The following is a 26,915-nucleotide window of genomic DNA, read 5'->3' as shown; positions in this document are numbered from 1 at the left end:
TCAATCACGGGAATCCAGGCAACTGTTTCAATCCCTTGGTCCTATGGTTGCATGTCTTGTGACTCGTGTCTTTTGTGTTGAGCAAGATGCTTGACATGATTTGCTTCATCTCCGCAAATGTCCATTCCCGCAGCCCCGCGTTGAGTTGGATGGTGTCAGCCTAACAGGAGGACTTCTTCAGCGCACTCATCCGTAAGGATGATTATCTTCATCGCTCCCAGGGAGCATATCGCGGCAGCTAATAGCCGCATAGGGTCGGAAGCTGACGGGAGAAAGGTTTCCTCGCGGATAAGGAGCACCATGCAGAACAAAGCGGATACTTCGTCTTCACAAGGGTTGATCGACAGAGCAGGTCCAGGCATCGTGGGTCAGCCGGCCGTCAGCGCCAGGCAGCTGACCAAGGATTATGGGCAAGGATCTAACGCCGTCCATGCCCTGCGCGGAATTGACGTGAATTTCGAGCGTGGCCGGTTCACCGCCATCATGGGTCCTTCAGGTTCGGGCAAGTCAACGCTCATGCACGTTCTGGCTGGTCTGGATACTGTCACCTCAGGCCATGTCTATATGGCCGCTGATCTTCTGCATTCGAAGAGCGGAGATCGTCACCATCCATCGATTGATCAGGCCGGCCGAGTCGACCTGACACGAATGGACGACCGTCAGCTGACCCTTATCAGGAGACGGCATCTGGGATTCATCTTCCAGAGCTTCAACCTATTGCCTATGTTCACTGCCAAACAGAACATCCTCATGCCGCTGGTACTGGACGATGTTCGGCCCGACACCTCATGGATGGAGCAGCTGGTAGAGACTCTGGGATTGTCGGAGAGGTTGGACCATCGGCCCAGCGAGCTCTCGGGTGGCCAGCAGCAGCGTGTGGCCATTGCCAGGGCCCTCATCACCAAGCCTTCAATCGTCTTTGCGGACGAGCCTACGGGAAACCTGGACACGGTTTCCTCGACCGAGGTGCTCAGCTTCCTTCGGGATTCGGTCCGCGAGCTGGGGCAGACCGTCATCATGGTCACTCATGATGCCTATGCCGCATCCTATGCCGACCGTGCGCTGGTCTTTGCAGACGGACAGATCGTTGCGGACCGACAGGATCCGACGGTGAAGGCCATGAATGACCTTCTGTCTGAACAAGTGTCGGCTGGCACTGCTGGCGATTCCCAGGTACGGGACTAGGGGGTGCACTGTGTGGCGGATAACCCGTACGATGATGAAGCGCGATGCACGTATGATGATGCCGGCTGGCCTGGCCATCGTGATCGGCGCCCTCTTTATGTGTCTGACGCTCCTTTTTGGCAACGTGGCGAATGCCTCCATGCGTCGTGAGATTAGCCTGGATGCCGGTCGAGCCAACTATGCTGTGACCTCCAGAAAGGATCAGGACAAGCCAATCCTGTTCGACAAGTTTGACAGCAAAGGACTGTCGAAATTGCAGGGGGTTCGTGGTCTGCGCCCTGATGTCAGCCTCATGATGGATATGGAAGCAAACGGTCAGTCCAGCAAGGGGATTCTTGCCATTGCGGGTGCCAGGCAGGAACTCATGCCTGTTGATCTGGACCGGGGGCAATGGCCGGATTCAGATGATCAGGTTGTGTTGCCGCATTCCGTTTCCGACAGGCTCCGTGTGGGTCTGGGCGATAAGGTGCGCCTTCATCTGTCCCCGATGATGCTGCCAGGTAGTGATAGCGATAGTGCTCAGGATTCTTCGAGTACAGAACGCCTTGTCGATCAGGGCACTGTGGACTTGACCGTCTCAGGCATCAGCGCGAGCCGTGGCGGACAGTACGACGACTTCGGCGGAGCTGTGGTGCTGACGGGTTCTCGGATTGATCGCCTGCTGACTATGGCGGGAATGGTTGGACCTGAGTCTCCCTCTGTGGAAAACATCTATCTGCTGGTTGACGGCCAAGGCAAGGAACTCCAAAACACTCTGCAAAACATCAGTCGATACGTTCCCGATGGATACCGGCTGGAGGACCGTGGTGCCATGGAGGACAGACTGCTCAGTGAGCAGACGGGCAATGGTGTGGACTTCATGACCGTCTTCCTCATGACTTTCGGTGTGCTGGCCATGGTGGTTGCTGCCTTGGTGATTGCCAACACCTTCCAGATCATGGTGGCCCGACAGCGCAGGTATCTGGCCCTGCTGAGGATTATTGGTGCTGATCGACGGCAAATCAGGGTAAGTGTGCTGCAACAGGCTTTGCTCCTTGGCGTCATATCGTCCTTTATTGGCATCCTGCTGGCCATGGGATTGATGGGCCTTGCCGGTTGCTTTGGTTTGCATTCGGGCACAATGAAGCTTGAACTCTTGCTTACCCCTGCTGCCCTCCTGGTTCCGTTTGCGCTCGGTGTTTTGGCAACCTTGGTGGCTGCCTTTGGGTCTACTCGTACGGCTATCAGGGTCAGACCGCTTGAAGCCCTGCAGCCAGTGGATCATCAGGACCCAGGCAGCAGGAAGCGGGCCGGTTTACGAATCAGTATCCTGCTGGCTGCCGTTGGTCTGGCATTGGTGATCTGGTCCTCTTGGCGCGTCACCGAGCTAGTCAGGACAAACTCTGGCAATACAGTCCAGGCCAGTAATCAGCAGGAACTCTTGCTAGGTCTCGCGGTATTGGGTGTTTTGCTGATTTTTCTGGGTGCGTTGATAGGGGCTCGTCGATGGATTCCGGCTCTTCTGCGTTGCCTGGGTAAACCTGTGTCCAAGATTGGACCATCTTGCAGGGTCGGAGTGGCGAATATCGCTCGAAATCCCTCACGAGTCGCTGCCACAGGTGTTGCTCTGCTGATTGGCGTAACTCTGGTCTCCACTTTGGCTACGGGTGCGGTAACCGCTAAACGTACTTTGTTCAAGGATATTGATCAGCGTTATTCCGTGGATATTGAAATATCTGGTCAGGGGCTGAACAAGAGAAATGTGCGGGCCATTGAGCGTGTCGAAGGTGTTGCAGATGCAGAGCTGGTGCAGCGATTTAATGCCAAGGTCGAGTCAGGAGGCCCCTCACAAGCTTCCATGACTGTCTATGCCTTGGATGCTTCACGGATCAGGCGAGTGCTTCATGCCGATCTGGGTCCAGGTATGCAAAGGTCGGATGCGCTACTGGTGTCGACCAGAACGATTTCCAAGCATTCCGGTTACCGGGATGGAAGTCAGCTGAAGTTGTCGATAGCTGATCCTCAGGCGGACGACGAACGTGAAAAGGAGGCAGATGCAAGAAGAACATTGACCGGGGTCTTCGCCGGATTCGGAGGGCTGGATAACAGTGGCGTCTATGCAATCACGGACTCCCGGAATGTCGCTGGGATTGACACCAAGACGCATGAAATCTGGATTAGGACGCAGGGAGATCGCGATGCTGCACTGCTCTTGGATGACATACGTCAGGCTGTAGGAGAGCATGACGACATGGCTATGAGCGGAGGGCTGACGCAAATGAGGACATGGAGCGAAACAATCGATTCCTTGTTGGCAATCATGGTGGCATTGCTGGGCGTTGCTGTGATTATCGCCCTGATAGGGGTTTCCAACACTTTGATGATGTCGGTGCTGGAACGCCGTCGTGAGACTGCCACGCTCAGGGCAATCGGCATGAGCAGCGTCCAGGTTCGTCGATCCTTGGGAGTCGAGGCCTGCATGATAGCCCTGGGAGCCAGTCTGGCTGGAATCGTTCTAGGAACGCTCTTCGGATGGATAGGAGCCTACCAGGTCTTTGTGCCCTTAGGATCCGTGACCTTCACCGTGCCATGGTCGACTTTTGCGCTGATACTGCCAGTGGCCTTGCTGGCTGCGGTGGCAGCCAGTGTGCTGCCAGCCAGGGAGGCAGTCAAGGTTTCACCCATTGAGGCTCTTAGTGACGATTGATGCTGCATGACGTCCAGGTTCATACCAGATGGTTTTCGTAAGCGAAGACCACCGCCTGGACGCGGTCCCGGGCATTGATCTTCTGGAGAATGTGAGTGACATGAGTTTTCACTGTGGGCAGTGAGATCCCCAGATTGTCGGCTATCTCCTGGTTGCTCAGACCTTGGGCTATGTGAATCAGGACCTGCAGCTCGCGATCAGTGAGCAGGTCCACTTCGGGATCGCGGTAGGTCGATCCCGATGGCATGGACCCGGCCGCAGGCACGTCATGGGCCATGTGTTCGATCAGGCGTTTTGTAGCCGAAGGAGCGATGATCGCATTGCCCCGGTGAACTGTACGGATGGAGGACAGGAGGGTTTCAGGCTCGGTATCCTTGAGCAGAAATCCTGATGCACCGGCTTTTATGGCAGCCATGACGTATTCGTCAAGATCAAAGGTGGTCAGCACAATGACCCTGGGCTCCGGACGGTCGGGTGACAAAGCAGTGATCAGGCGGGTGGCTGTCAAACCATCCATGCCGGGCATGCGGACATCCATGAGGATCACGTCAGGACGCAGGCGTGAGGCCAGATCCACTGCTTGCTCGCCGTCCGCGCCTTGGCCAACCACGGTCATGTCATCCTGGGAGCCGATGACCATGGCAAAACCGGCTCGGACCAGATCCTGGTCGTCCACGACGGCAACGCTGATGGGTTCGGTCCGTTCCATGAGAGCCTGCTTCTTTCCGCTAGATGATGGCCAGCGCCACCATCCGATTTTATCTGAGTTGAGTGTTGCTGGGAATTATGACTGGGAATTACGACCGGTTTCAATTTCTAATCAATGTAATCGCTGCCTGGTTGATTGTTGACTGAGTAAATGTTGACTGAAATGTTGACTGAACAACTGTCGTCGGAGCGACTGTTAAATAGTGGAGTGGCGCTCGTCAGCTATCGTTGCCTGTAGTGGGCTAATCTTCGGGTGTATGACTTATAGAGTGCTCATTTTTCTGTATGTTCGTCTTAGGAGGTGCTCCTCATCAGGAACGCCTATGTCAGGAGTTCGATTGCTCTGATTGGTCCGATTGGGCATGCTCTGGCTCCTTATCCTGTTGTGATTGTTGCGAATGGTTGTCGAGCTGATCATCGAGATCTACTGGCAGGGGTTTGGCTGGATGAAGAGCCGGCAAAGGTATGGTCTTGTGTGTGGGTTCGACCATCTGGTTCCTGCATAAATCGAGGCTCGTGTCTTGGGAATCGGCGGTGTCAATGTTTGAACGCAAATCGGTTCTGGAACTGTGACGCAGGATAGTGAGCAGTTGTCGCATGCGAGCTAGGGCCTGGCGTCCTTGAGTTGCAATGTCGCCGAAGGCTTGCGCTACCTGCTCTGGGGAAGGGTTCACCCCCTTGACTTGATAATGGTTCAACTCGGAGATGGCTTTGGTAGTGGATGCAATGACTGTATTCAGGGTTGCAGCCACTTCTACCTGCATGGTAGAGCCAATGAGTTCGCGCTCTTGATTGGCTGCCAGAGCCTGGCTTTCCTGCAGGGTCTGGTTTAGCGCGCGCTCGCGTTCCTGCTGGAGGAGCAGGACCGAACCACGAGTACGTCGGCGTGAGGCAATCAGAATGGTCAGCAGACAGATCAAGGCCGGTGCGGCCATCACTATGAAAAGTGTTAAATGGGATACAGAGAAAGATGATTCTGCCGGGCCTTCTGTCATGTAGGCCAGAATGGTTGGACACCCTTGGTTATTGGCTACACATCTGACAGCCCATAAAACCGTATCCGTGATGACCGCCAACGGAACCCACCGTCGGGTGGTGTATTTACCGTAAACCATTGCTGAATAGACGGCGATTGGGGAACAGATCGCAGCCTCTGGCAGCCATGGCGAGAAGAGCAGCAGCAGGGCGGCAGCTGCAGCCACTAGGGCGGCGCAAATGCCGGGGCGGACTCTGCGCACAATCAAAGGCAAAGCGATACCTAGCGTGGCGATGACCTTTACTGGTCGGCCCGGATCATATTGTCGCATGACAGATGCTATAGCAGCAGCTTGACCTGGATTCTCTACCAATACGAGTCCGATTACCAAACCCAGGTCGGCCGTCAATGGATGGCTTTGAAACCAAATGAAGAGCTTGGAGACAATCGAGCGCAAGGACCACTGAGCTTGTCGATTTGCGTATATTCCCATTTTGGGGTCGGATTTTGGCGGAGCGACAAAAGGAATCCATACCTGAAGGTGGTAACCGCCACCTGGTTTGGGGCCAGCCTGAAGGTTGCCTCCCAGAGACGTCAGTCGTTCCTGCATTCCCAAAAGTCCAAAGCCTGAATGCTCAGGTTGTTCCATCTGCGTCTGAGAATCTGAAATAGTAGTGGCAAGGTCAAGCGGGTAGTCCTCAATAGTCAGGCTCAAACCGTCCGTGAGCCACTGCTCTTCAATCAGCACGTGTGAAGCAGGAGCGGCATGCTTGCGAACATTGGTCAATGCTTCTTGCAAGACCCTATAAGCAGTTATGGCGCGGCTGCGATCCAACCTCTGTGGTTGGGGTCGGCCTTCGACGTGCCGGCTGAATTGGGATTCTGGCTGAGTGAGTCGAGCCGCATCTATCAGGTCTGTCCATGATCCGTAGCTGGTCGGTGGGTTGCTTGAAGAGGTGGCAGCCGAGGGCCAAGTATGTGCATTGTCGGTTGTATCAACATTGGCCTTGCCAGTGTCAACAGTTGGAGCCTCTTGAATTGTGGGAGGATGATCGCTGGCTTGTCTTGGTTGAGCACCTTCTGCATCAACTGAATTGCGATCATGCTCGTTCGCGAATTGACGAGTAGAGCTCGTTTGGGTAGTTGCTTGAGATTGGTCAAGTATTCTTGGGGAAGACGGGTGTTGACCTGGAGGGAAATTCGTTGTTTTTTGGCTGGCGTCGGCCGCTTGGTTGGATGGAGCCCTGAGTTTGTCGAAGAGCGAGCTCAGCTCACGTAGGGCGCGACGGCCCTCTTGATCAATGGTGCGCATGGTCTTGAGGGCCAGGTTCGCATCGGCAGTGGCAGCGTATCTGCCGGCATCTGCTTGCACGATGACAATGGACAGTGTATGTGCGACAACATCGTGCATATCACGGGCCATGCGGGCCCGCTCAGCGCTTGCAGACAGGGCCGCGCTTTGTTTTGCCTGCAGGGCCAAGGCGTGGTTGCGTCGCCGGGCCTCGTCAAGGGCATCCCGCCTGGTCTGCGTCCAGTAGGACGCAATGATGGCGACGAGCAGCAGAAGCCCATCGAACAGAAAATTCAATAGGAAGTTGATTGTCAGTTCCCTCAATGAGCTCGGCGACATGAAGGTGCAGTCCCGCCGTGTCCTGCCTGGAGGCAGAAACCCCGAATTGACCAACGTGAAGGCCAGGCATGCTAAGGACATCATGACCCAGGTCAAGGTCAGGTAGAGTCGACGCAAGGATGGGCGTCCGTAGAGCAGACAGGAATAGACCATTACCAGGCAGACTGCATCAGCTAGCATGATGGCAGGCCCCAACAGGAGCTGAGCCAGAGCCACAGCGACGAAGAGCCCGGCTGCCAGGTCGGGGAATCGGCGACGGATAATGACAGGCGCTATGATCAGGATCGTCCAGATCAGGATTTGGATTTTCTGCGAGGGGATCAGGGCTCCATCTATTGGATCGGAAGCGGAGGTGGGGCCGCTCACCAGTAGAAGTAGAAGGATGGCCAAGAGAGTGTCAGTCAGCAGCACTCGACTGTTGGACCTGGTGATCGGCCGCTGCGCTGTTTGACTGACTGTGTTCATGGAACCAACAATATTCGTGGGTGATGGGAGGCGCCATCAGTCCGAGGGATGATGTGGTCAAATGTTGTCCCTGGCTGCCGAAGAATTGTGGCTTTGCAGATGTGGTTACTGATCATCGGTTTAGCCACCTCGAGGGGTTTAATACCGTTCCTTCGCTCAAATACCAGTCAGGCCGACTCCCCGTCGTGCATTCCACAACGGTTCGTCGGCCTGACAAAGCCGGGGGAGGGGCCGGTCCACCTGACTAATCATCGGACCCTGACCAACGGACCTTGGTCATAAGATCCCGGTGGACTAATCCCGATGGCTCGACCTTGATGATCCGCCTCCGAGCGCCCGGTCTCAGGAGAAACGCAGCCGAATCTGCTCGGCTGTGCCGTAGGAGGCCTGCGCCCCCTGCCCGGTGGCGGCGTAGGCGGAGACGTAGGAGGCCAGCTGGGCGGCCTGCACAAGGGTCATGTCGGAGGCAAGGCCGGCCAGCACGGTGCCCATGAAGGCGTCCCCGCAGCCGGTGGTGTCCACGGCATCCACATGCACGGCGTGAATCCGGTAGGTCTGGCCCTGGTCCAGCACCATGGATCCCTCGCCGCCCAAGGTGACGATGGCCCGGTGGAAGCCGAAGTCCTGCATGGTCTGGTTGATTCGGTCCCAGTCGGCCCCCAGCCAGTCGCCGTCCTCGGGCTCGTCGATGCCCAGCAGCTGAGCCATCTCATGCTCGTTGACCAGGATCAGGTCCGAGTTGGCGATCAGGTCGGCGGGCAGGTCGGCGCGGAAGGGGGAGTCGTTGAGCAGCACGGTCATGCCGGCCTCGTGGCCCATGCGCGCGGCCTCGGTGACCGTCTCGATGGGGCTCTCCAGGCACAGGCCCAGCACCTTGGCCGAGGTCAGGGCCTGGCGGGAGCGGTGGGCGTAGTCCACATCCACCTTGCCGTTGGAGCCGGGGGAGTAGACGATGGTGTTCTCGCCGCGCGCATCCACGGTGATGACTGTGGTTCCGCTGGCTCCCGGCACGGTCATCACATGGGAGACGTCCACCCCGGCATTGCCCAGCTGCCCCAGCAGGAAGTCGGCGTTGGAGTCGGATCCCACGGCCCCGAAGAGCCTGACCTGGGCGCCGATGCGGGCCGCGGTCGCCGCCTGGTTGGCCGACTTGCCCCCGGGCAGCACCTGCAGGGGACCGCCGTTGATGGTCTCGCCGGGCTTAGGCAGCCGGTCGGTGTTGACGGTGTAGTCCGCATTCATGGACCCGACCACCGAGATGGACCCTGTGATGGTATCCAGTCCCTTGAGCACCTGGTCGGGTGCCGCCGCCATATCTTGAATCATGTTTCTCCGTTCCTTGATGAGCTTGTCCGCCTTGATGATCACGCTGTGACAGGTTCAGGGATCCTGGCCGGTGTGCGCGGGCGGGCGACCCACCGAGGCGCAGTGGCGGTAGCTGGTCTGCAGCCGGACCGACCGCACGGGCGAGCCTGCCATCAGAGCCAGGAGCATGTCCACGCAGCGGGTCCCCATGGTGTCGATCTGCTGGGAGATGGTCGATACGGCCGGGGTCAGGATGCGGAAGACGGGCAGGTCGTCGAAGGTGACCATGGACAGGTCCTCGCCGATGCTGATTGCTCGCGACTGTGCCGTTTTGATGGCGCGTATGGCATCCAGGGAGGATCCGAAGAGCACGCCGGTGATGCCCTGCCGGGCCCAGAGGTCGATCATGTCGGGGTCGAAGGTGCCGGGCTCTACCTGGTCGGCCAGGGGGTCGTCCATGCCTTCGATGCCTGCCAGCAGGTCCCGGTAGACGTTCAGGCGTTCCCGGAAGGTGGCCGATTCCTTGAGGGGTCCGGGCACCAGGGTGATGCGTCGGTGGCCCTGGGCGTGCAGATCCTCAAGGGCCTGCCTCAGGCCGGACTCGGGGTCGGCGTCCACGCAGGGGATGGCCCGCCCGCCGCGTCCGGCGGCACCCTCGGCGGCACGGTCCACGCAGACCAGTGGCAGTCCGCGTCGGGTCAGTTCCTCCAAGGTGTGCGAGGAACGCGGCCCGGGCACGATGATGGCTCCGTCGATGTGCTGGCCCAGCAGATTGCGCACCTGGGCCCGGTCCTCGCCGGGGTCGCCCTGGGTGGAGGTGCAGATCAGCGTCTGGAAGCCGTGGTTGAGCAGCTGGCCCTGGATCAGATAGGCCAGGTCCGCGAAGTAGGAGTTGCGGATGTCGGGGATGAGCAGGCCGATGGTGCGCGAGTGTGCGGAGTGCATGGATCGGGCCCGGGAGTCCGGCACATAGTGCAGGTCGTGGATGACCTGGTTGATGCGCTGTCGTGTGGCGGGGGAGATGCGCCCGGAGTCGTTGAGGGCTCGGGAGACCGTCGATACGGAGACACCGGCCCGTTGGGCCACATCCCTGATCGTCGCGTACGCCATCATGGCCTTTCGTCGAAGTGGTCGGCCGCCGGGCCGGACTGCCGACCTCGGCGGTTGCCTGACCGCCGCCATGGGCAGGCGAACGGTTCTGACAGCCTTCAGTTATATCAGTGCGGTAACGATACCGCAACTTTCACAGCATGGCCCGTCGAGGCTTGGCTTTGAGTGAAGATAATCGAAGCTGAATGCCCGGGGAAAGGTTACTGTTTTGCGCGATTATGCTGGGATAGGGAGATGAACAGCGGCCGGGCCGACTGGAGGCTGTTGAGTCTCTTGGTCGGCCTGGCCGTGTTCCCCTCTCTCCCAGGCGGGGCGCGGGCGTGCATGCCTGCCCTCGGCTTCCGCCTGCAGAAGTGTGGTGGGGGCGCGGAAGGGAAGTGTCGGCTCTCTTGGGGATGAGCCTTCAGTGACACGTTTCCTCCCTGCTCCCCCTGTATGGGCCGGGGGCGGGGGGATTGATACGCCGCCCGGCCGCTCTTACTCGAGTGAAGCATGAAGCAGTCGGTGTTGTTCCCTGCGGTGGCGGCGGGATGCCAGCACCCCGCCCATGCCGGTCATGCCCGTGGCCAGGGCGAGCAGGATGCCTTCCCCTCCTGCCTTGGGGAGCACGCCTGCAGGCAGGTACGTGTATCGAAGGGAGGTGTCGGGCGTTTGGGGTGCGCCGCCCAGCGTGTAGTCCACGCTGACGGTGACCGGGCCCGGCTGGTGCGCGGGCGTAGTCACGGTGACGCTGCTGCCGTCGCCGCGCGTCAGCCCTGATGCGGCGGTCTGGTCGAACCTGACGCCGGTGATCACCAGCTGCAGGTTGAACGACACCGGCACAGGAACAAGACTCCTAGCGCTACTGTTATATTGCCCTGTGGGGATGCTGTCGTTGCCGAGCTGGCCATAGTAGTTGCGTCCGTAGGCGTAGGCGTTCCCGTCGCTGCCCACTGCCAGCGAATAATGGTATCCGCCGCTGACCTGCGTGGCTTGCAGTCCTTTGCTCTTATCAGTGGGGCTGGCGGGGTCGCGCACGCGCACAGGAACAAGACTCGGATTGTAGCTGCCGCCGGTGTTGTTGCCGAGGCTACCATACAGGTTGCATCCCCAGGCGTAGGCGTATCCGTCGCTGCCCAGGGCCAGCGAATGATCTAATCCGGTGCTGACCTGAGCGTAGGTGAAATCCTGGGGCAGGTCCGGGTACGCCTTGCGGTCGGGCGTCCTCACCCTGACCGGCGTATACCGAGTGGCGTATGTCCCGTCGCCGAGCTGGCCATTGTCGTTCCGTCCCCAGGAGTAGGCGTTCCCGTCGCTGCCCACGGCCAGCGAAAAATCGTTTCCGGCGCTGACCTGCACGTAGGTGAAATCCTTGGGCAGGTCCGGGTACATGTTGCGGTCGGGCGTCCTCACCATGACCGGCGCATGCCGGTCGCTGTCTGTCCCGTCGCCGAGCTGGCCAAAGCCGTTGGCTCCCCAGGCGTAAACGTTGCCGTCGCTGCCCAGGGCCAGGGAATGAGTGCCTCCGGCGCTGACCTGCAGGTAGGTGAAATCCGCAGGCAGGTCCGGGTACGCCTTGCGGTCAGGCGTCTTCACCCTGACCGGCGCATTCTTGTCGGTGCTCGTCCCGTCGCCGAGCCGGCCATAGCCGTTGTATCCCCAGGCGTAGGCGTTGCCGTCGCTGCCCACGGCCAGCGAAAAATCGTTTCCGGCGCTGACCTGCACGTAGGTGAAATCCTTGGGCAGGTCCGGGTACGTGTTGCGGTCGGGCGTCCTCACCCTGACCGGCGCATGCCGTTCGGTGCCCGTCCCCTCCCCGAGCTGGCCATAGCCGTTGTATCCCCAGGAGTAGGCGTTCCCGTCGCTGCCCAGGGCTAGGGAATGCCGGTATCCGGCGCTGACCTGCACGTAGGTGAAATCCTGGGGCAGGTCCGGGTACGTGTTGCGGTCGGGCGTCTTCACTATGACCGGTGTAGTCCGTTGAGTTCTCGTCCCGTCGCCGAGCTGGCCAAACTGGTTGTTTCCCCAGGCGTAGGCGTTCCCGTCGCTGCCCACAGCCAAGGAAAAACCATAGGAAGGATATCTGTCATCTATTGATGCGCTGACCTGGTTGAACCTGATGCCCCGGCTGGCGCTGTCAGGCGGAGTGATGGTGGTGGATTCCCTGCCCAGCTGGCTGCCCTTGTCCGGGCTGATGCTCCACGTGCTGTTCCCGCTGTCCGGCGACCAGTGGGCGGTCAGGGCCAGGTCCTTGTCGACGGGCCTGCTGAAATCGTAGGCGACCTGCCCGGTGAACCATCCGTCGAACAGGAAGCCTTCCCGCACAGGGTCGGGGGAGGGCCGCTTCGCCCTCCCGTATGGGGCGGGGACGGTCTGGTCTGCTGGTTTGGGGTTTCCGCCTCCCGTGTCGAAGCGGACCGTGAACGCGGATCCTGGTTCCGCAGCTCGTGCCGGCGGCTGGTCGACTGTGTACGCAAGGCTCCTGGCGAAAGGCTGCCCGTCCTGCCTGCCGGTGATGAGGATGGCGGCTGGCCCTGGCTTATGCGCGGGCATGCTTGTCTGCCATGAGTTGTTGTTCTTGGTGAGTTTGAGCGGTTGGCTGTCCATGCTGGCTGTTTCCAAGATGGGCGCGGCTGTGGTGTCGAGTCTGGCTGTGGTGTCGAGTCTGGCTGGCTTGCCGGGCCGGCCCTGCTTATCTAGGCTCCAAGTGAACATATTGCCCTGCCTGCTGATGGCGGCGATCCTGCCGCCGGCAGCGGTGGCCTGCATGTACTGCTGGCTCCCGTCGTCCGCGCGCTTGGGGGTTTCTCCGGGCTGCCAGGCCCAGACGTGGCCGTGTTTGTCGATGATCGTGGCCTGATCGTCGCTGCTGTTGATTCTGCCGGTTTGCTCGCCGCCGGGCAGGCTGACGATTGTCGGGCTGCTCTTCCCGTCTGGCAGGTACCGGGCCTGCCCGTCCGCGTCCAGGAGGAGGAACCCCTGGCTGAGGGCCTGGGCCTGGACGATACGGGTTTCCGGCTGCTGCTTGACGCGTGCAGGCTCGGCTTTCCCGAGATTGCTCATCTCCCAGGTCCAGACCTGCCCGTCCTCGTCCACGATGAGCGCCTGGCTGGCGGAGGCGACGGCGGTGACGGCCTGCGCCTGCCCGGGCAGGCTGATGGCGGCCTGCTCCAAGAATTTCGGGTTCAGGCCCTGGCTGTCGGCATTGCTGGCCTGATAGGCGTGGACCTGTCCCTGCCGGTCCACCGCCAGCAGGAGGTCATTGTCCGTGCTGATGCTGGTGAACCCGGCATCCTTGCCGGTGTCGAGGATGGTGGGCGTTGCTTGTCTGCTGTTCCAGGTGTATATCCGCTGGTCGGATCCTAACGCGGCCTGCGATCGGCTGCCTGCTGCGGCCTGCAGGTAGCGGAACCCGGCAGGGGCCTGCACGGGGGAGGGAGCCTGTTTGGGTGTGCTCTCCTGCGTCCAGGTGTAGATGCGGCCGTCGCCGGCCAAGCCGAGGAACTGGCCGCCTGCCGTTTGGATGCTGGCGAATTGAGGCTCCTGCCTGTCGGGCGGGCTGATTGTCAGCCGGGCGCCGGAGGCGGGCCCATGATCCGGGTTCAGCGTCCAGTCCGTGGTTTTCGACCATTGGGCTTTCAGGGTCGTGTCCTGGAGGATGGGGGTCTGCAAGTCGAAGGGCTGGCCGTCGTGTGTCCATCCGTCGAACCGGAAGCCCTCACGTTGAGGGTTCTGCTGCGGGGGATCGGCGAGGGTGCCGGTTTTCACGCTCGTTTGGGTGGGTTTGCTGCCGTCGGCCGGGTCGAAGCGCACTATGTGCGAAGCCTGACCATCCCTCTTTTCGGCTGGTTTGGTCTGGGCGGAGCCTATGCTGCCGGGTGTTCCCGTCGTCGATGACGGGGTTCCTGTACTTGCTGTTTGGCTTAACGGTGTGGCGGCTTGTATCGGCGATGGCGAGGGCAGTGGGGTTTCTGGAGTGTTGCTGGGGGGAATGCCGGGGGTTTGCTCAGCTACGCGAGGGGTCTGACGACCCCCCCCCCCGGTGAGGACAGGAGCATCCGCCGCCTGGGCGGATGCGACGCCCAGGCCTGCCAGCAGGCTGATCAGGACGGTCATCATCGCCATGATGCGACGCAGACGGGAAACCAGATGCATCAAACCAAAACCCCTTCACCAAACACCAAACGGAATCAACGCCGCTTGCATAACAAAGTTCTTCTTTTCGGAAAGCCGCCCATTGCTCAATACCAGCCCGTGCAACAGACTGCACGAGTCACGACAAAAGCCAGCCGTCTTCTCGACATCCCCCGCTTTTCACCCTACCACCCGGCCCACGGACAACACACGAGCCAGGTCCAACCGCCCGGGAACAATGAATCCGACTGATCTCAAAGAAAGGAGCCAGCATATGACCAACCAGGGATACTATCTGCCGGGACTCTACGTTCGGGAGGGGTCCATCCCCGTTCCCTTGGACTGGGCGGGCAGTGAACCTGGCGTCTGGCGAGCCGAAGATCATTCGGACCAGGGGGTCATCCGCTGCTTCTACCGCGTGGTCTGTGCCCCCGAGCACATCCACGATGACCTGCCGCTGCTGGTCTACCTGCAGGGCGGACCAGGCTCGGGCGCCCCACGGCCGTTGAACGCCACTGCCGACGGGTGGATGCCTGAGGCCCTGCGCCACTTCCGCATTGTCCTGCCCGACCAGCGGGGTACGGGCCGGTCCAACGCCATTGATGGCTCCACCATGGCCTCCTTGGGTGAGCCCCGGGCCCAGGCCGACTATCTGAAGCATTTTCTGGCCGACTCCATCATCCGGGACTTCGAGCACCTGCGTCGCACGGTCTTCGCCGGCCGTCCCTGGGTCGCTCTGGGGCAGAGCTTTGGCGGCTATCTGACCCTGGCCTACCTGTCGAACTTCCCAGAAGGGCTGGCTGCGGCCTTCACTGCCGGAGGCGTACCCCACATCCCCACTGATGCATACGAGCTCTTCTCCCACACCTTTACCAAGATGGCCCAGCGGTCCCAGGCCTTCTATCAGCGCTATCCGGGGGATCAAGACCGAGTGGCGGCCATTGCCGACCGGCTGGCCCAGGGCGATGTGGTCCTGCCCGGCGGCGACCCCCTGAGCGTGGAGCGGCTGCAGACCTTGGGCGCCGACCTGGGCAAGAGCGGCGGGTTCGAGCGCCTCCACTGGCTGCTGGACACGGCCTTCCTGGAAGGCGACGGCAGCCTGCCCGCCTCCGGCCCCAGCAGCTCACGGGCCACCCTCTCGCAGACCTTCCTGGAGGGGGTGCGGGCGGCCACTGCCGTTACACCGCTCTACTGGCCCCTGCAGGAGTTCATCTACGCCGATGGGGACTGTGAACCCCTGCGCTGGGCTGGGCAGCGGGTGCGCGATGCCCGACCCGAATTCGACACTGCTGCCCGCCCGCTCATGTTCACCGGGGAGGCGATCTTCCCCTGGATGTTCGAGCAGGAGTCGGCCCTGCGCCCCTTCGGCCCGGCGGTCAGCCTGCTCATGGAGGAGGGCTCCTGGGGCCACCTGTACGATCCCGAGCGTCTGGCCGACAATCAGGTTCCCTTGCAGGCAGCGGTCTATGCCGACGACCTCTACGTGCCCTCCGAGCTTCAGCTGGACACCCTCTCGCGCGTGGGTCACGCCCATGCCTGGGTGACCAACGAGTTCGAGCATGACGGTCTGCACGGGGACAGGGTCTTCGCCCACCTCTACCGGCTGGCCCTGGAACGCGGCGATCTGGAGGGGCTCTTCCCGGCGCGCGGCTAGACTTGAGGGCATGAACACGGACTCATTGACTCTCGGCTTCATCGGATACGGCAACATGGCCCAGGCCATGGCCCAGGGGCTGGTCGACGCGGGCGTGCTGCCCGGCGGCCGGATTGTGGCCTGTGCAGCCCACTACGACCGGCTGGTGGTGCGGACGGCACAGCTGGGGGTGCGGCCCATGCACTCCGGCACCGAGGTGGCTGCGGCCGCTGATCTGGTGATTCTGGCCGTCAAGCCTGGGCAGGTGGCCCAGGTCTGCGAGCCCATCCGCCATGAGCTGGCTGACCCGGACCGCATGGTCCTTTCGGTGGTGGGCGGCATGACCCTTGAGGACTATGCCGACATCCTGGAGGAGGGCACCCACCTGATCTGCGCCATCCCCAATACCCCCATTTCGGTAGGGCAGGGGATTCTGGTCACCCAGGAGGACGACACCCTGACCGACCAGCAGCGGGAGCTCTTCACCCAGGTCTTCGACCCGGTGGCCATGATCGAGCGGCTGCCCCGGGAGCTGGTCTCGGTGGGCACGACCATCGCCGGATGCGCACCCGCCTACACGGCCATGTACATGGAGGCCCTGGCCGACGCCGGGGTGGAGCATGGGCTGCCCAGGCAGGCGGCCTACAGGCTGGCGGCGCGAATGGTGGAGGGGACCGGAGCCCTCTACCTGGCCACCGGTACCAACCCCGGAGCCATGAAGGACGCGGTCTGCTCGCCGGGCGGAACCACCATCAAGGGCGTTGCATCCCTAGAGAAGCACGGCTTCCGTGGAGCGGTCATCGAGGCCATCGATGCGGTGGAGCGCGGCGACTAGGGGGAGCCACGCCGGGGCAGTCCGGGCAATAGACTGGTACATATGTCGTTAACCATAGGAATCGTCGGGCTGCCCAACGTCGGCAAGTCCACACTCTTCAACGCTCTCACCCGCAACAACGTTCTGGCGGAGAACTATCCCTTCGCCACCATCGAGCCCAATACCGGCATCGTGCCCCTGCCCGACGACCGGCTGCCCGTCCTGGCCAAGCTGGTCCACACAGACAAGATCGTGCCCGCCACGGTCACCTTCGTGGACATCGCCGGCATCGTCAAGGGGGCCTCGGAGGGGGAGGGGCTGGGCAACCAGTTCCTGGCCAACATCCGCGAGGCCGACGCCATCTGCGAGGTGGTCCGCGCCTTCAATGACGACGACATCGTCCACGTCAACGGCAAGGTGGATCCGGCCGACGACATCGACACCATCAACACCGAGCTGATCCTGGCCGACATGCAGACCATCGACAAGGCCCTGCCCAAGCTGGAGAAGGACCAGCGCGGCGGCAAGATCAAGCCCGCCTACCTGGACACCGTCCGCAAGGCCAAGGAGATTCTGGGCCAGGGGCGGACCATCGACCAGGCGGCCCAGGCCGGGGACATCGACAAGGACGAGCTCTACGACCTGCATCTGATGACCGCCAAGCCCTTCATATACGTCTTCAACGTGGACGACGACGAGCTGCAGAACGAGGACTTGAAGAAGCAGCTGGCCGACTCCGTGGCTCCTGCGCCCGCCATCTTCCTCAATGCCCAATTCGAGTCCGAGCTGACCGAGCTGGACGAGGCCGACGCCCGCGAGATGCTGACTGACGCCGGACTCAAGGAATCTGGCCTGGACCAGCTGGCCCGGGTGGGCTTCGACATCCTTGGTCTGCAGACCTTCCTGACCGCCGGGGTCAAGGAGGTGCGCGCCTGGCAGATCCATAAGGGCTGGACCGCCCCCCAGGCCGCCGGGGTCATCCACACCGACTTCGAGAAGGGCTTCATCAAGGCCGAGGTGGTCTCCTACGACGACTTCGTGGCCGCCGACGGCTCCTACGCCAAGGTGCGCGAGGAGGGCAAAATGCGCCTCGAGGGCAAGGACTACGTCATGCAGGACGGCGACATCGTGGAGTTCAAGACCGGCATCCCCTCCGGTTCAAAGAAGTGAACTCCAAGCCCGGGTTCGCCATTCGCAGGGGTCATGGGCTGCCGCTGATCTTTGTGCACGGATCAGGTGTGGACCACCACATCTTCGACGACCTGGACCCCGTCTTTGAGCGGGTCTGCGGCTTCGAGCGGATTTACCTGGACCAGCCTGGCTTCGGCCGCACACCGCCCGACCCGTCTATCCTCGATCTGGACGGTCTGGCCCGGTGGCTGGATGACCAGGTGGACATTTTCAGCGGTGGCGGCCCCTTCGCCCTGGTGGGCAACTCCCTGGGCGGGCTGCTCAGTCGCCATGCTGCAGCCGGTCGGTTGGACCGCTGCCGGGGGATGGCTCTGCTTTCTTCAGTGGTCGACCCGGTGACCGCCCACAGGCGCCTGCCCCCGCGTCAGGTGCTGGTCCGGGACGACCAGGGACTGGCCGATGTGGACGAGTTCACCAGGCATGCTTACCGGCAGATGGCTGTGGTCGAGTCCCGGGAGCATCTTGAGGCCTACCAACGCACCATCATGCCCGGCATTCGTTCGGCCGATGCCGATACGGTGGCTCGAATGGAGGGGCACTACCAGCTGGATATGGAATTCGACCAGGTTTGGTCCGGATTCATAGCCCCTGTGCTCTTCGTCTGCGGCCGCCAGGACGACCGTGTGGGCTACCTGGACCAATTCGACCTGGCCTGCCGCTTCCCCCGGGCCTCCTACTCGGTGTTGGACCAGGCCGGCCACAATGTGCAGATCGAGCAGACGGCCCTGGTGTGCGACCTGCTGGAGGATTGGGCCAGGCAAGTGCTGAAAGGTTGAGTCCTCCCTATTTCCTTCTGCCGCTAAAATGAACTGTGCATATAGGTTCGTTCGATGGCAACGAAGGGGAAGGACATGGCTGTCTGGGGATTGGATAGCAAACGCCTTAAGCGGCGTGTGATTGCCATGCTCCGTTGGCTGCTGGACCCTATCCGCCGCACGCCTGTGGTGGTGACAACCGCCCTGTTGACGCTGTTGTTGACAGTCATGATCGTCAACCTGATCCAGCCGGTGGATGCGGCCCATGCGGAACGTTCAGCAGGTGCGAGCGCTTCCAGCACAGCCACCGTTTCGGCGAGACAATTTCCCAAGGCGCATCATTCCGGTAAATCCGAGTCCTCCGCTTCATCAGCGAAAAAAGAACAAGCAGGGGAGCGGACAAAGGTTCAGAAGACCGAGCCTGCTGGCGCATCTGCTCAGCCTGTCGATTGGCTCAAGCCTTCGCAGCAGGTCGATTACCCGGATCCTGCGGTCCATCCTGGCCTCTCCCTGGAGGTCAGCCTTCAGGATCAGCGGGTCTATGTGCGCGACGGGTCTCAACTGCTCTACACCATGTACGCCTCGACGGGCATGGACGATTCCACGCCCAAGGGCAGCTTCCGCATCCAGTCTGAGCGCGGCGACCACTTCTACAACCCCAGGGAGGGGATGGGCGCCCGTTACTACACCAGCTTTCTGAACCACGGGGTCTTCCTCTTCCACTCGGTCCCCACTGATTCCAGCGGCAGCTACATCAAGGAGGAGGCTGACTTGCTGGGTGTCCGCCCTAGCTCCCACGGTTGCATCCGACTGACCGCGCCCGACGCCCTATGGATCATGCAGTCCGTGCCCGCCGGCACACCCGTCCTGGTCAAGTGAATTTCAGCACGTCCAAAATGTGACCATTCACCTGCGCTCTCGACTTGGGTTTCCTAATTTTGCCCCTACAACAGAGAGAACTATCGAGAGGAAGTGGTCAGGAATCATGCAAAAGGTGCAGCGGTTCAGTGACTGGTTGACTAAGTGGTTCATTCTGGTGGTCCTAGTTTGGGCCGCCATCAACTTCTTTGTCCCGCAGATTAGCATTTGGGCCCGCAGCTACACCAACTACTTCCTGAGCATTATTCTCTTCGGCATGGGACTGACCCTGAGCCTGGACGACTTCAAGCGAATCGTCAAAATGCCGCTCATGGTCATCGTCGGCACCATAGCCCATTACCTGATCATGCCCCTGCTGGCCGTGCTGCTCTGCCGCATCTTCCGGCTGGACGGCATGATCGCCGTGGGAGTCATCCTGGTGGGCTGCTGCCCCTCGGGGACCTCCTCCAACGTCATGTCCTACCTGTCGCGTGGCGATGTGGCCCTGGACGTGTCCATAGGCCTGCTTTCCACGCTTTGCGCGCCCTTCATGATCCCCATGCTGATGAACCTGCTGGCCAGCCAGTATGTGGCCATCCCCACCAAGCAGCTCTTCCTGACCGCCCTTGAGGTGGTGCTGATCCCCATCGCCCTGGGCCTGGCCGTCCACGCCATCTTCAAGGAGAAGGTGCAGAAGGTGACCGTGGCCCTGCCGGCAGTCTCGCAGATCGCCATCCTGGTCATCATCGGCGTGGTCGTCTCCGTCAACCATGCCAAGCTCTTCACCGCCGCCACTGCCCTGGTTCTGCCGGTGGTCATGCTCCACAACCTGTGCGGATACGGGCTGGGCTTCCTCTTCAGCCGGCTCATGTACCGCATCTACCCCAAGGGCTTCCGCTACGCCCAGCAGAAGGCCATCACCTTTGAGGTGGGCATGCAGGATTCCGGACTGGGCGCGACTCTGGCCCTGCAGGCCTTCGCAGCCGACCCGATCGTGGCCATCCCCTCCACCTTCTTCAGCGTCTGGCACAACATCTCCGGATCGGTACTGTCCGCCTGGTGGCGTCGGCATGACGACCGCCTGGGGATCGCCGCTGACTCCGCCCAGGGTCGTCCGGAACCGGCTCGCGCCTGATTCCGGAACGCCTTGATTGCTGGCTGGATCTGCTACATGCCCGGTCCGGCCAGCATGAAACCAAGGGCAGTCAGCAGTGGCGGCAGAAAGATTGAAGCTGCCAGATAGCCCAGAGCCGCCAGGTGCCGTCTCTGCCGGGTCAGGGCCAACACTTCGTTGACCGCTGTCGAGAAGGTGGAGAAGCCGCCCAGCAGTCCTGTGGCCAGCAGCAGCCGTCCCCAGGCGGGCAGTCCGTGGAAGGTGGCAAGGGCGGCCACCAGTCCTGCGGCGAATCCGGCCAGCAGGTTGATGAGCATGGTCGACAGGGGCAGGTCCACCTGCCAGCGGGCCTTGACCAGTGTGTCCAGCAGGTAGCGCAGTGCGGCACCCAGGCCGCCGCACAGGCAAATCAGCAACGTAAACGTAATGGTCATCGCGCACCCGCCTGGATGCGTGCGGCAAGACGCGCTCCCAGCGTTGCCATGGCCCAGGAGACCAAGAGGCCTCCGGCGAAGGAGACCAGCAGGTAGGCAAGGGTTGCTTGGAGTTGACCGCCTGACAGGCCTTGGACCAGTTCCAGCGAAAGGGTGGACATGGTTGACAGTCCTCCGCACAGGCCCATGCCCAGACCCTTGTTGGTCAGTTGCCTTCGGTGCGGATGTGCGCTTTTTGGCAGCCCGGCCAGGAAAGCGGTCAGCAGGGCGTAGCCTGCGCAGGCGATCAGGTTGGCCAGGAGGGTTCCCGGATGCAGTGGGCCGCTCTGGCCCGGCAGCAGGCTCAAGGCGTACCGGCAGCCGGTGCCCAGGGTTCCACCCAGCATCACCACCAGGGCTGTGGCCATGTCAGGTCCGGTAGGAGGTTTGGTCATTGGAGGCTCGGTTCCCGACGGATCAGCATCTGCGTGTCGGGCTGGATGGCATGTGCCTGCACCCGGCCCACAGACGGGTCGTCGAATCATGGTGCAGGAACTATCAGCAGTTTGCGGTTCGGGGCTCAAGCCCCGGGCGGGTTCCATCGCCCGAGGCTCATTCTAGGGGCGCCAGAGGACCGTGATTTCCGTACTTGCTGCAGTTGTTCACTCGGTGTGATTCTCGGGGTCCAGGGTCAGCCGATCGTCGTCGGCGTCGTAATCGAAAAGCTCGCCGTAGCGGCCCCAGGTGATGGCGGTGTCGAACTGCTGGACGGCCTCCTTGTCCGAGTGGTGGGCCCGCAGCAGGTCCAGGATCAGGGAGCCATGCAGGCTCTTGTCGTCGCTGTTCTTCAGGGCCCGGTCGATGATGCGGATCAGCGGGACGTGGTCCATCAGCATCTTTGAGAACATCTCCTTGCTCTCCAGGATGTCGGCATCATGCCAGGCCCGGCCCTGGTCGGTCAGCCTGACATGCCCGTTGTCCGCCTGGAAGATGCCCAGCATGAGCCCGGCGTCGATCAGGGGGAAGAGGTCGTCCACCTCGAAGGAGAGCTTGGCGGCCAGGTCGGCCAGGTCCATGCCGTTGGGCTGGTTGACCATGACATCGGCCAGACCGGCCAGGCCGCCGGGGGTGGCGTCGGGCAGGTTGCGCTCGGCGGTGTCCTCGTCCCGCACCGAGTCCCGCACGGCCTGACGGTTGCGCACCTTGGTCTGCAGACGGCGGCGGATGTCCTCGCTGTCGCGCTGGCCGGTCAGGATGGAGTAGAGGTAGTCCACGCAGGACTGGAAGAGGTCGGACTGCTTGTCCCGAGGCCTGTCCAGGTTGATGGGCACGTTGGCGATGACCCGGCCGGGATGCGAGTCCAGGACCAGGACCCGGTCGGCCATCTCCACGGCCTCTTCGATGTTGTGGGTGACGATCAGAACCGACTTGACGCTGCCTGCCTCCTCGGACCAGACCTTGAGGACCTCCTGGCGGAGATTCTCGGCGGTCAGCACGTCCAGAGCCGAGAAGGGCTCATCCATGAAGAGGGCGTCCGGCTTGAGGACCAGGGCCCGGGCGATGCCCACGCGCTGGCGCATGCCCCCGGAGAGCTCCTTGGGGTAGGCGCTCTCGAAACCGTCAAGGCCGATGGCGTCGATGGCGGCAAGGGAGAGTTTTTCGCGCTCCTTTTTGGGCACGCCCCGGGCCTGCAGGCCCAGTTCCACGTTGTCCTTGACGGTCAGCCAGGGCATCAGGGCGAAGCTCTGGAAGACCAGGGCCACGCCGGGGTTGGGCCCGTCCAGCTGCTTGCCCCGGTATTCGACGCTGCCCTCGCTGGCCGGGACCAGGCCGGCCAGGATGCGCAGCAGGGTGGACTTGCCGGCGCCCGAGCGGCCCAGGATGGCCACCACCTCGCCCTCGTGCAGGGTGAAGTCGATGTTGTCCAGAACGGTCAGCTCCGCGCCCTTGTCGGACTGGTAGGTCTTGGTCACGTGCTCGGCCGTGATGATCCCGTTGGAATTGATCTTGGTCATTGTCGAACCTCTCAGACTTCTCATGTCAGGGAATAGCGCCGTTGTGCCAGTGATTGCAGGGGAGACCAGAAGAACCGGTCGGCCAGGACCACGAAGATGCTCATGACGGCCACCCCCAGGATGATGCGGGGGGTGTCGCCGGTTGCGGTCACCTGGGCGATGTAGGCACCCAGGCCCCGGGCCGTCAGTTCGGTCTTCCCGTAGGAGACCACCTCGGAGACGATGGAGGCGTTCCAGGCCCCGCCGGCCGCTGTGATGCCGCCGGTGCACCAGGAGCCGAACAGGGCCGGCAGAATCAGGGTCTTCCATCGTTGCCAGCGGTTCTGGCCCAGGCTGCGCGACATCTCCAATAGGTCGTCGGGGATGGCCGAGGCCCCGGCGATGACGTTGAAGAGGATGTACCACTGGGTGCCCAGGGCCATGAGCAGGATGCTGCCCCAGTTGATGTCGATTCGCCAGATGATGAAGACCATGGTGACGAAGGGGAAGATGAAGTTGGCCGGGAAGGAGGCCAGGATCTGCACCAGGGGCTGCAGGTAGCGGGAGATGCGCGGGTTCATGCCGATCAGGGCGCCGATGGGCACCCAGACGATGGTGCAGACCACCATCAGGATCAGCACCCGCAGGAAGGTCAGCAAACCCAGCTGGAAGACGTGGCCGACCTCGCCCAGGCCCAGCGGGCGGATGACCAGGCGGTCCAGCTGCCAGAGTCCCCACAGGCCGATCAGGGCCAGGCAGGCCCACCAGACCAGGTCGCTGGCCCGCCTGTGTCCGCCGCCACGGCTCCAGCGTGCCCCTGTGCGGCCCAGGGGGCGGGTGATCCGGTCCAGCAGGTCGGACAGGGGATGGCCCACCAGGCCCAAGAGGTCCTTGACCCCGGACAGACGGATGACCGTCAGCACCAGGCTGCGCCGGGGCTCGGTGGACTGGCTGCTGGTGTAGCGGAACTTCTCGGCCCAGGCGGTCAGCGGCTTCCAGAGCAGGAAGTCAATCAAGAGGACCACCACGATCATGGTCAGGATGGCCAGCCCCACCTTGCCCAGGTCCTGTTCGGCGGTGGCCTCCTCCACGAAGGAGCCGATGCCGGGCAGGGCCAGGGTCCTGTTGTTGACCGAGATCATCTCGGAGGCGGTCAGGAAGAACCAGCCGCCGCCCATGCTCATCATGCAGTTCCAGAGCAGGGGGATCATGGAGTTGGGCACGTCCAGCTTCCAGAAGCGCTGCCAGCGGGTCAGGCGCATCAGCCTCACCGCCTCGTCCAGGTCGGCGGGCTCGCTGGTCAGGGAGTTGTAGAAGGAGAAGGCCATGTTCCAGGCCTGGCTGGTGAAGATGGCGAAGATGGAGGCCGCCTCCACGCCCATGATGGACCCGGGGAAGAGGACCAGCCAGATGGAGATGGTGGCCGACAGAAAGCCCAGGACGGGCACCGACTGCAGGATGTCCAGCAGGGGGATGAGCACGGAGCCAAGGCGACGGGAGCGTGCGGCGGCCAGTCCGTAGAGGAAGGCGAAGACCAGGGAGATGATCAGGGCCGTGAACATGCGGAAGAGGGAGCGCAGCGCATAGTAGGGCAAGTTGGCCGGGTCGGTGGAGACATGCGAGGGTACGCCGGCCGGGCCGATGGGCGCGCCCAGGGCCGGCAGCAGATAGGCCAGGGCCCCCAGCAGGACCAGAGCGCCTATGGCTACGGCCAGGCCCGTCCATATACGGGTGGAGCGCGATGCCTGGCTGCGGTCGTCGTTCAGTGGAGAACGGAGCATTCCTGGCAGTGCGACAGTATTCACGATGGCCTCCCTCCAAGGTGCGGAACATCCCTGTCGGCAGCCTCGAAGACGGCGTGGCGATCGGCCATGCGCCGATCATTGTCATCGTTCAAGCTTCGGCTTCGCATGGTATTTGGCCCTGCATTAGTCCCTGCCTTGATCCGACGGGGACTGTTGACCTGCGCGGGGTGTCTCCACCACTTTGCGGCAGCATGCCTTGTCCATGCGGTAGCTTCACCTACCGACCACCCAATAACATAGATGGGCACCGGGGGCAGTGTCAAGCATTTGCCGAACCAGTGTTGCCGTCCTTGCCAGGACTGACAATGACAAGGGTCTGCACGCAGTCGGTGCAGGCGCGAAATGGAATGTAAGGAGCGAATCCCCATGAAGATCGTGGCAGTCACGGCCAACCCCGAACCCAAGAGCCTGACCGATGCGGCGGGCAATGCCCTGCTGGACGGTGCGGCCGAGGGCGGGGCTCGCACCGAGTTGATCGACCTTTGCGCCGAGGGGTTCAATCCCGTCTTCGGCATGGAGGACAGGACCCACTACCTGGGCCAGGGACCCCTGCCCGAGGATGTCCAGGCCATGCAGGAGCGCATCAAGGATGCGGACGTGCTGGCCCTGGTCTTCCCCGTCTACTGGTACAGCATGCCGGCCATCATGAAGGGCTTCATCGACCGGGTCATTTGCAGGGGATTCGCCTATAACGCTGATGGAACCCCGGGAGCCCTGGCCGGACGGCGTGTGGAGCTGGTCATGCTGACCGGCGGAGACAAGGAATGGTACCAGTCCAGCGGCATCGGAGAGGCCTTGGACAACCAGCTGCGCAGGCAGACCTTCCTCAAGTACTGCCAGGCCACCCAGGTGGAGACCATTTATGTGGACAAGCTGGACTCGGGCAATGACGAGCAGCAGGCGCGGGAGGCCGCCGACCGGCACCTGGTGGCCTTGGCCTTGAAGGGGCGTCAGCTGGCTGCAGGGACCGAGCCCGGAGCAGGCCAGGACGCTCAGTGACGCTCAACATCGGGTTCGTCTTCGATGACACCCTGGATGTGTTTGACGGGGTTCAGCAGCACATTCTGACCCTGGGACGGGAGCTGGGCAGGCGGGGCCATAGGGTCCAGTACCTGGTCGGGCAGACCGCCCATCCGCCGGTTGACGGGGTTCACTCCCTATCCCGTAACGTCATGGTCTCCTTCAACGGCAACAGGATGCGCATACCGCTGCCTGCGCCCAAGGCGCCCATCCGCCGGGTCCTGAAGGCCGGGCACTTCGACCTGCTGCACGTCCAGGCACCCTACAGTCCATTTCTGGCCGGGCGGGTCATCCGCGCCGCAGACCCGGCAACGGCCCTGGTGGCCACCTATCACATCGCCCCCACGGGAGACCTGCAGCTCTTGGGCGGACGGCTGCTGGGGATAATCAACCGCCGGACCCATAGACGCATCGACAGGGTCATCGCGGTCTCACCTGTGGCGGCCAGCTATGCCAGGCAGACTGCCCGCGTGCCCAGCAGGGTTGTGGCCAACCCCGTGGACGTGGCCGCCCTGCGCCAGGCCCGTCAGGCCGCCGGCGACCAGGAGGTGGCGCGCCTGCACGGCCAGGGGCCGCATCTGGTCTTTCTTGGACGATTTGTGGCACGCAAGGGGGCAGGGATTCTGCTCTCGGCCCTCCGGGCGGGGGAGCGGGCCGGCATCCTGCCCGAAGGCCTGCATGTGACCATGGCCGGCAAGGGTCCGCTGCTGGAGGACTGCCGTCGACAGGCCGCCGCCATGCACACCCCGGTGGCCTTCCCCGGTTTTGTGGACGAGAAGGACAAGCCCGCCCTGCTGGCCTCCTCCGACCTGACCGTCTTTCCCTCCACCGGGGGCGAGTCCTTCGGCATCGTCCTGCTGGAGGCCATCGCCTCGGGCACGGCTCCTGTGCTGGCCGGGGACAATCCCGGCTACAGGTCCACCCTTATGGGCGATGAGCGGGCTCTGGTGCCCGTCGACTCGCCCAACACCCCCGAACTGTTGGCCCGGCGAGTTGCCCAGGCTCTGGGGGACCCCTCCTGGAGGCGGAACGTGCGCCATGACCAGATTGCGCTCCTGGACCGCTACGACGTGACCACCGTGGCCGATCAGGTGGAGGAGGTCTACCGGCAAGCCATTCAAGACCGCCGTCTCATGTAGG

At 62.2% G+C, this 26,915-nt stretch carries 19 protein-coding genes and 2 riboswitches; of the genes, 10 read left to right on the top strand and 9 right to left on the bottom strand.

Annotated features, from left to right (window positions below):
- Window positions 1–300: 300 nt before the first annotated feature.
- Both H3S97_RS00150 and H3S97_RS00145 read left to right on the top strand, forming a co-directional pair.
- Entirely contained in the window at window positions 301–1,185 is an 885-nt protein-coding gene (locus H3S97_RS00150) for an ABC transporter ATP-binding protein (RefSeq protein WP_232356190.1), read from the top strand.
- Between the two features lie 79 nt (window positions 1,186–1,264).
- The gene (locus H3S97_RS00145; RefSeq protein ID WP_332468250.1) at window positions 1,265–3,871 is read left to right on the top strand and encodes an ABC transporter permease; all 2,607 of its coding nucleotides are present in this window, start codon (window positions 1,265–1,267) and stop codon (window positions 3,869–3,871) included.
- Between the two features lie 19 nt (window positions 3,872–3,890).
- Here H3S97_RS00145 and H3S97_RS00140 read toward each other — a convergent pair whose 3' ends face one another.
- The 5 genes from H3S97_RS00140 to H3S97_RS00120 form a co-directional block, all read right to left on the bottom strand.
- Window positions 3,891–4,580 (bottom strand): response regulator, encoded by a 690-nt coding sequence (locus H3S97_RS00140; RefSeq protein WP_198179901.1) that lies wholly within the window; start codon window positions 4,578–4,580, stop codon window positions 3,891–3,893.
- 325 nt (window positions 4,581–4,905) lie between these two features.
- Complete coding sequence (locus H3S97_RS00135) at window positions 4,906–7,650, bottom strand: sensor histidine kinase (RefSeq protein WP_198219195.1); 2,745 nt, start codon at window positions 7,648–7,650, stop codon at window positions 4,906–4,908.
- A 342-nt stretch (window positions 7,651–7,992) separates the two neighbouring features.
- Window positions 7,993–8,976 (bottom strand): ribokinase, encoded by a 984-nt coding sequence (locus H3S97_RS00130; protein ID WP_373564659.1) that lies wholly within the window; start codon window positions 8,974–8,976, stop codon window positions 7,993–7,995.
- Between the two features lie 54 nt (window positions 8,977–9,030).
- On the bottom strand, window positions 9,031–10,065 hold the full coding sequence (locus tag H3S97_RS00125; RefSeq protein WP_198219193.1) for a LacI family DNA-binding transcriptional regulator: 1,035 nt from the start codon (window positions 10,063–10,065) through the stop codon (window positions 9,031–9,033).
- Between the two features lie 477 nt (window positions 10,066–10,542).
- Window positions 10,543–14,199, bottom strand: coding sequence for an RCC1 domain-containing protein (locus H3S97_RS00120; RefSeq protein ID WP_198219191.1), 3,657 nt, complete (start codon window positions 14,197–14,199; stop codon window positions 10,543–10,545).
- Window positions 14,200–14,452: 253 nt separating this feature from the next.
- Between H3S97_RS00120 and H3S97_RS00115 the strand changes: the two genes are divergently transcribed.
- The 6 genes from H3S97_RS00115 to H3S97_RS00090 all read left to right on the top strand — a co-directional run bounded on the left by H3S97_RS00115 (window position 14,453) and on the right by H3S97_RS00090 (window position 20,564).
- On the top strand, window positions 14,453–15,832 hold the full coding sequence (locus tag H3S97_RS00115) for an alpha/beta fold hydrolase (RefSeq protein ID WP_198219189.1): 1,380 nt from the start codon (window positions 14,453–14,455) through the stop codon (window positions 15,830–15,832).
- A 10-nt stretch (window positions 15,833–15,842) separates the two neighbouring features.
- The gene (gene proC, locus H3S97_RS00110; protein ID WP_198219187.1) at window positions 15,843–16,646 is read left to right on the top strand and encodes a pyrroline-5-carboxylate reductase; all 804 of its coding nucleotides are present in this window, start codon (window positions 15,843–15,845) and stop codon (window positions 16,644–16,646) included.
- Between the two features lie 42 nt (window positions 16,647–16,688).
- Entirely contained in the window at window positions 16,689–17,795 is a 1,107-nt protein-coding gene (gene ychF, locus H3S97_RS00105; protein WP_045924585.1) for a redox-regulated ATPase YchF, read from the top strand.
- Complete coding sequence (locus tag H3S97_RS00100; RefSeq protein ID WP_198219185.1) at window positions 17,792–18,592, top strand: alpha/beta fold hydrolase; 801 nt, start codon at window positions 17,792–17,794, stop codon at window positions 18,590–18,592. The genes ychF and H3S97_RS00100 overlap by 4 nt, the downstream gene beginning before the upstream one ends.
- Before the next feature lie 54 nt (window positions 18,593–18,646).
- Window positions 18,647–19,450, top strand: coding sequence for a L,D-transpeptidase (locus H3S97_RS00095; RefSeq protein ID WP_198219183.1), 804 nt, complete (start codon window positions 18,647–18,649; stop codon window positions 19,448–19,450).
- 106 nt (window positions 19,451–19,556) lie between these two features.
- Window positions 19,557–20,564, top strand: coding sequence for a bile acid:sodium symporter family protein (locus H3S97_RS00090; RefSeq protein ID WP_198219181.1), 1,008 nt, complete (start codon window positions 19,557–19,559; stop codon window positions 20,562–20,564).
- A 32-nt stretch (window positions 20,565–20,596) separates the two neighbouring features.
- On the opposite strand, the gene H3S97_RS00085 is transcribed toward H3S97_RS00090, so the two are convergent.
- The 4 genes from H3S97_RS00085 to H3S97_RS00070 all read right to left on the bottom strand — a co-directional run bounded on the left by H3S97_RS00085 (window position 20,597) and on the right by H3S97_RS00070 (window position 24,731).
- Window positions 20,597–20,977 (bottom strand): fluoride efflux transporter FluC, encoded by a 381-nt coding sequence (locus tag H3S97_RS00085; protein ID WP_198219179.1) that lies wholly within the window; start codon window positions 20,975–20,977, stop codon window positions 20,597–20,599.
- Complete coding sequence (locus H3S97_RS00080; RefSeq protein ID WP_198219177.1) at window positions 20,974–21,411, bottom strand: fluoride efflux transporter FluC; 438 nt, start codon at window positions 21,409–21,411, stop codon at window positions 20,974–20,976. The genes H3S97_RS00085 and H3S97_RS00080 overlap by 4 nt, the downstream gene beginning before the upstream one ends.
- Window positions 21,412–21,498: 87 nt before the next feature.
- Window positions 21,499–21,571: riboswitch (Fluoride riboswitch) on the bottom strand.
- Between the two features lie 47 nt (window positions 21,572–21,618).
- Window positions 21,619–22,971, bottom strand: a complete 1,353-nt coding sequence (locus H3S97_RS00075) for an ABC transporter ATP-binding protein (protein ID WP_408610403.1) — start codon at window positions 22,969–22,971, stop codon at window positions 21,619–21,621.
- Window positions 22,972–22,991: 20 nt separating this feature from the next.
- Window positions 22,992–24,731, bottom strand: a complete 1,740-nt coding sequence (locus H3S97_RS00070; RefSeq protein WP_198219639.1) for an ABC transporter permease — start codon at window positions 24,729–24,731, stop codon at window positions 22,992–22,994.
- Between the two features lie 97 nt (window positions 24,732–24,828).
- A riboswitch (M-box (ykoK) riboswitch) is annotated at window positions 24,829–24,987 on the bottom strand.
- A gap of 134 nt (window positions 24,988–25,121) precedes the next feature.
- Here H3S97_RS00070 and H3S97_RS00065 point away from each other — a divergent pair.
- Window positions 25,122–25,754, top strand: coding sequence for an NAD(P)H-dependent oxidoreductase (locus H3S97_RS00065; RefSeq protein ID WP_198219173.1), 633 nt, complete (start codon window positions 25,122–25,124; stop codon window positions 25,752–25,754).
- Complete coding sequence (locus tag H3S97_RS00060) at window positions 25,751–26,914, top strand: glycosyltransferase family 4 protein (RefSeq protein WP_198219171.1); 1,164 nt, start codon at window positions 25,751–25,753, stop codon at window positions 26,912–26,914. Before H3S97_RS00065 ends, H3S97_RS00060 begins: the two co-directional genes overlap by 4 nt.
- The last annotated feature ends 1 nt before the right edge of the window (window position 26,915 follow it).

The organism is Bifidobacterium choladohabitans (assembly GCF_016102005.1).
GTDB lineage: Bacteria > Actinomycetota > Actinomycetes > Actinomycetales > Bifidobacteriaceae > Bombiscardovia > Bombiscardovia choladohabitans.
The sequence above is the reverse complement of the archived record's forward strand: the minus strand, read 5'-3'. Positions and strand labels throughout refer to the sequence as shown.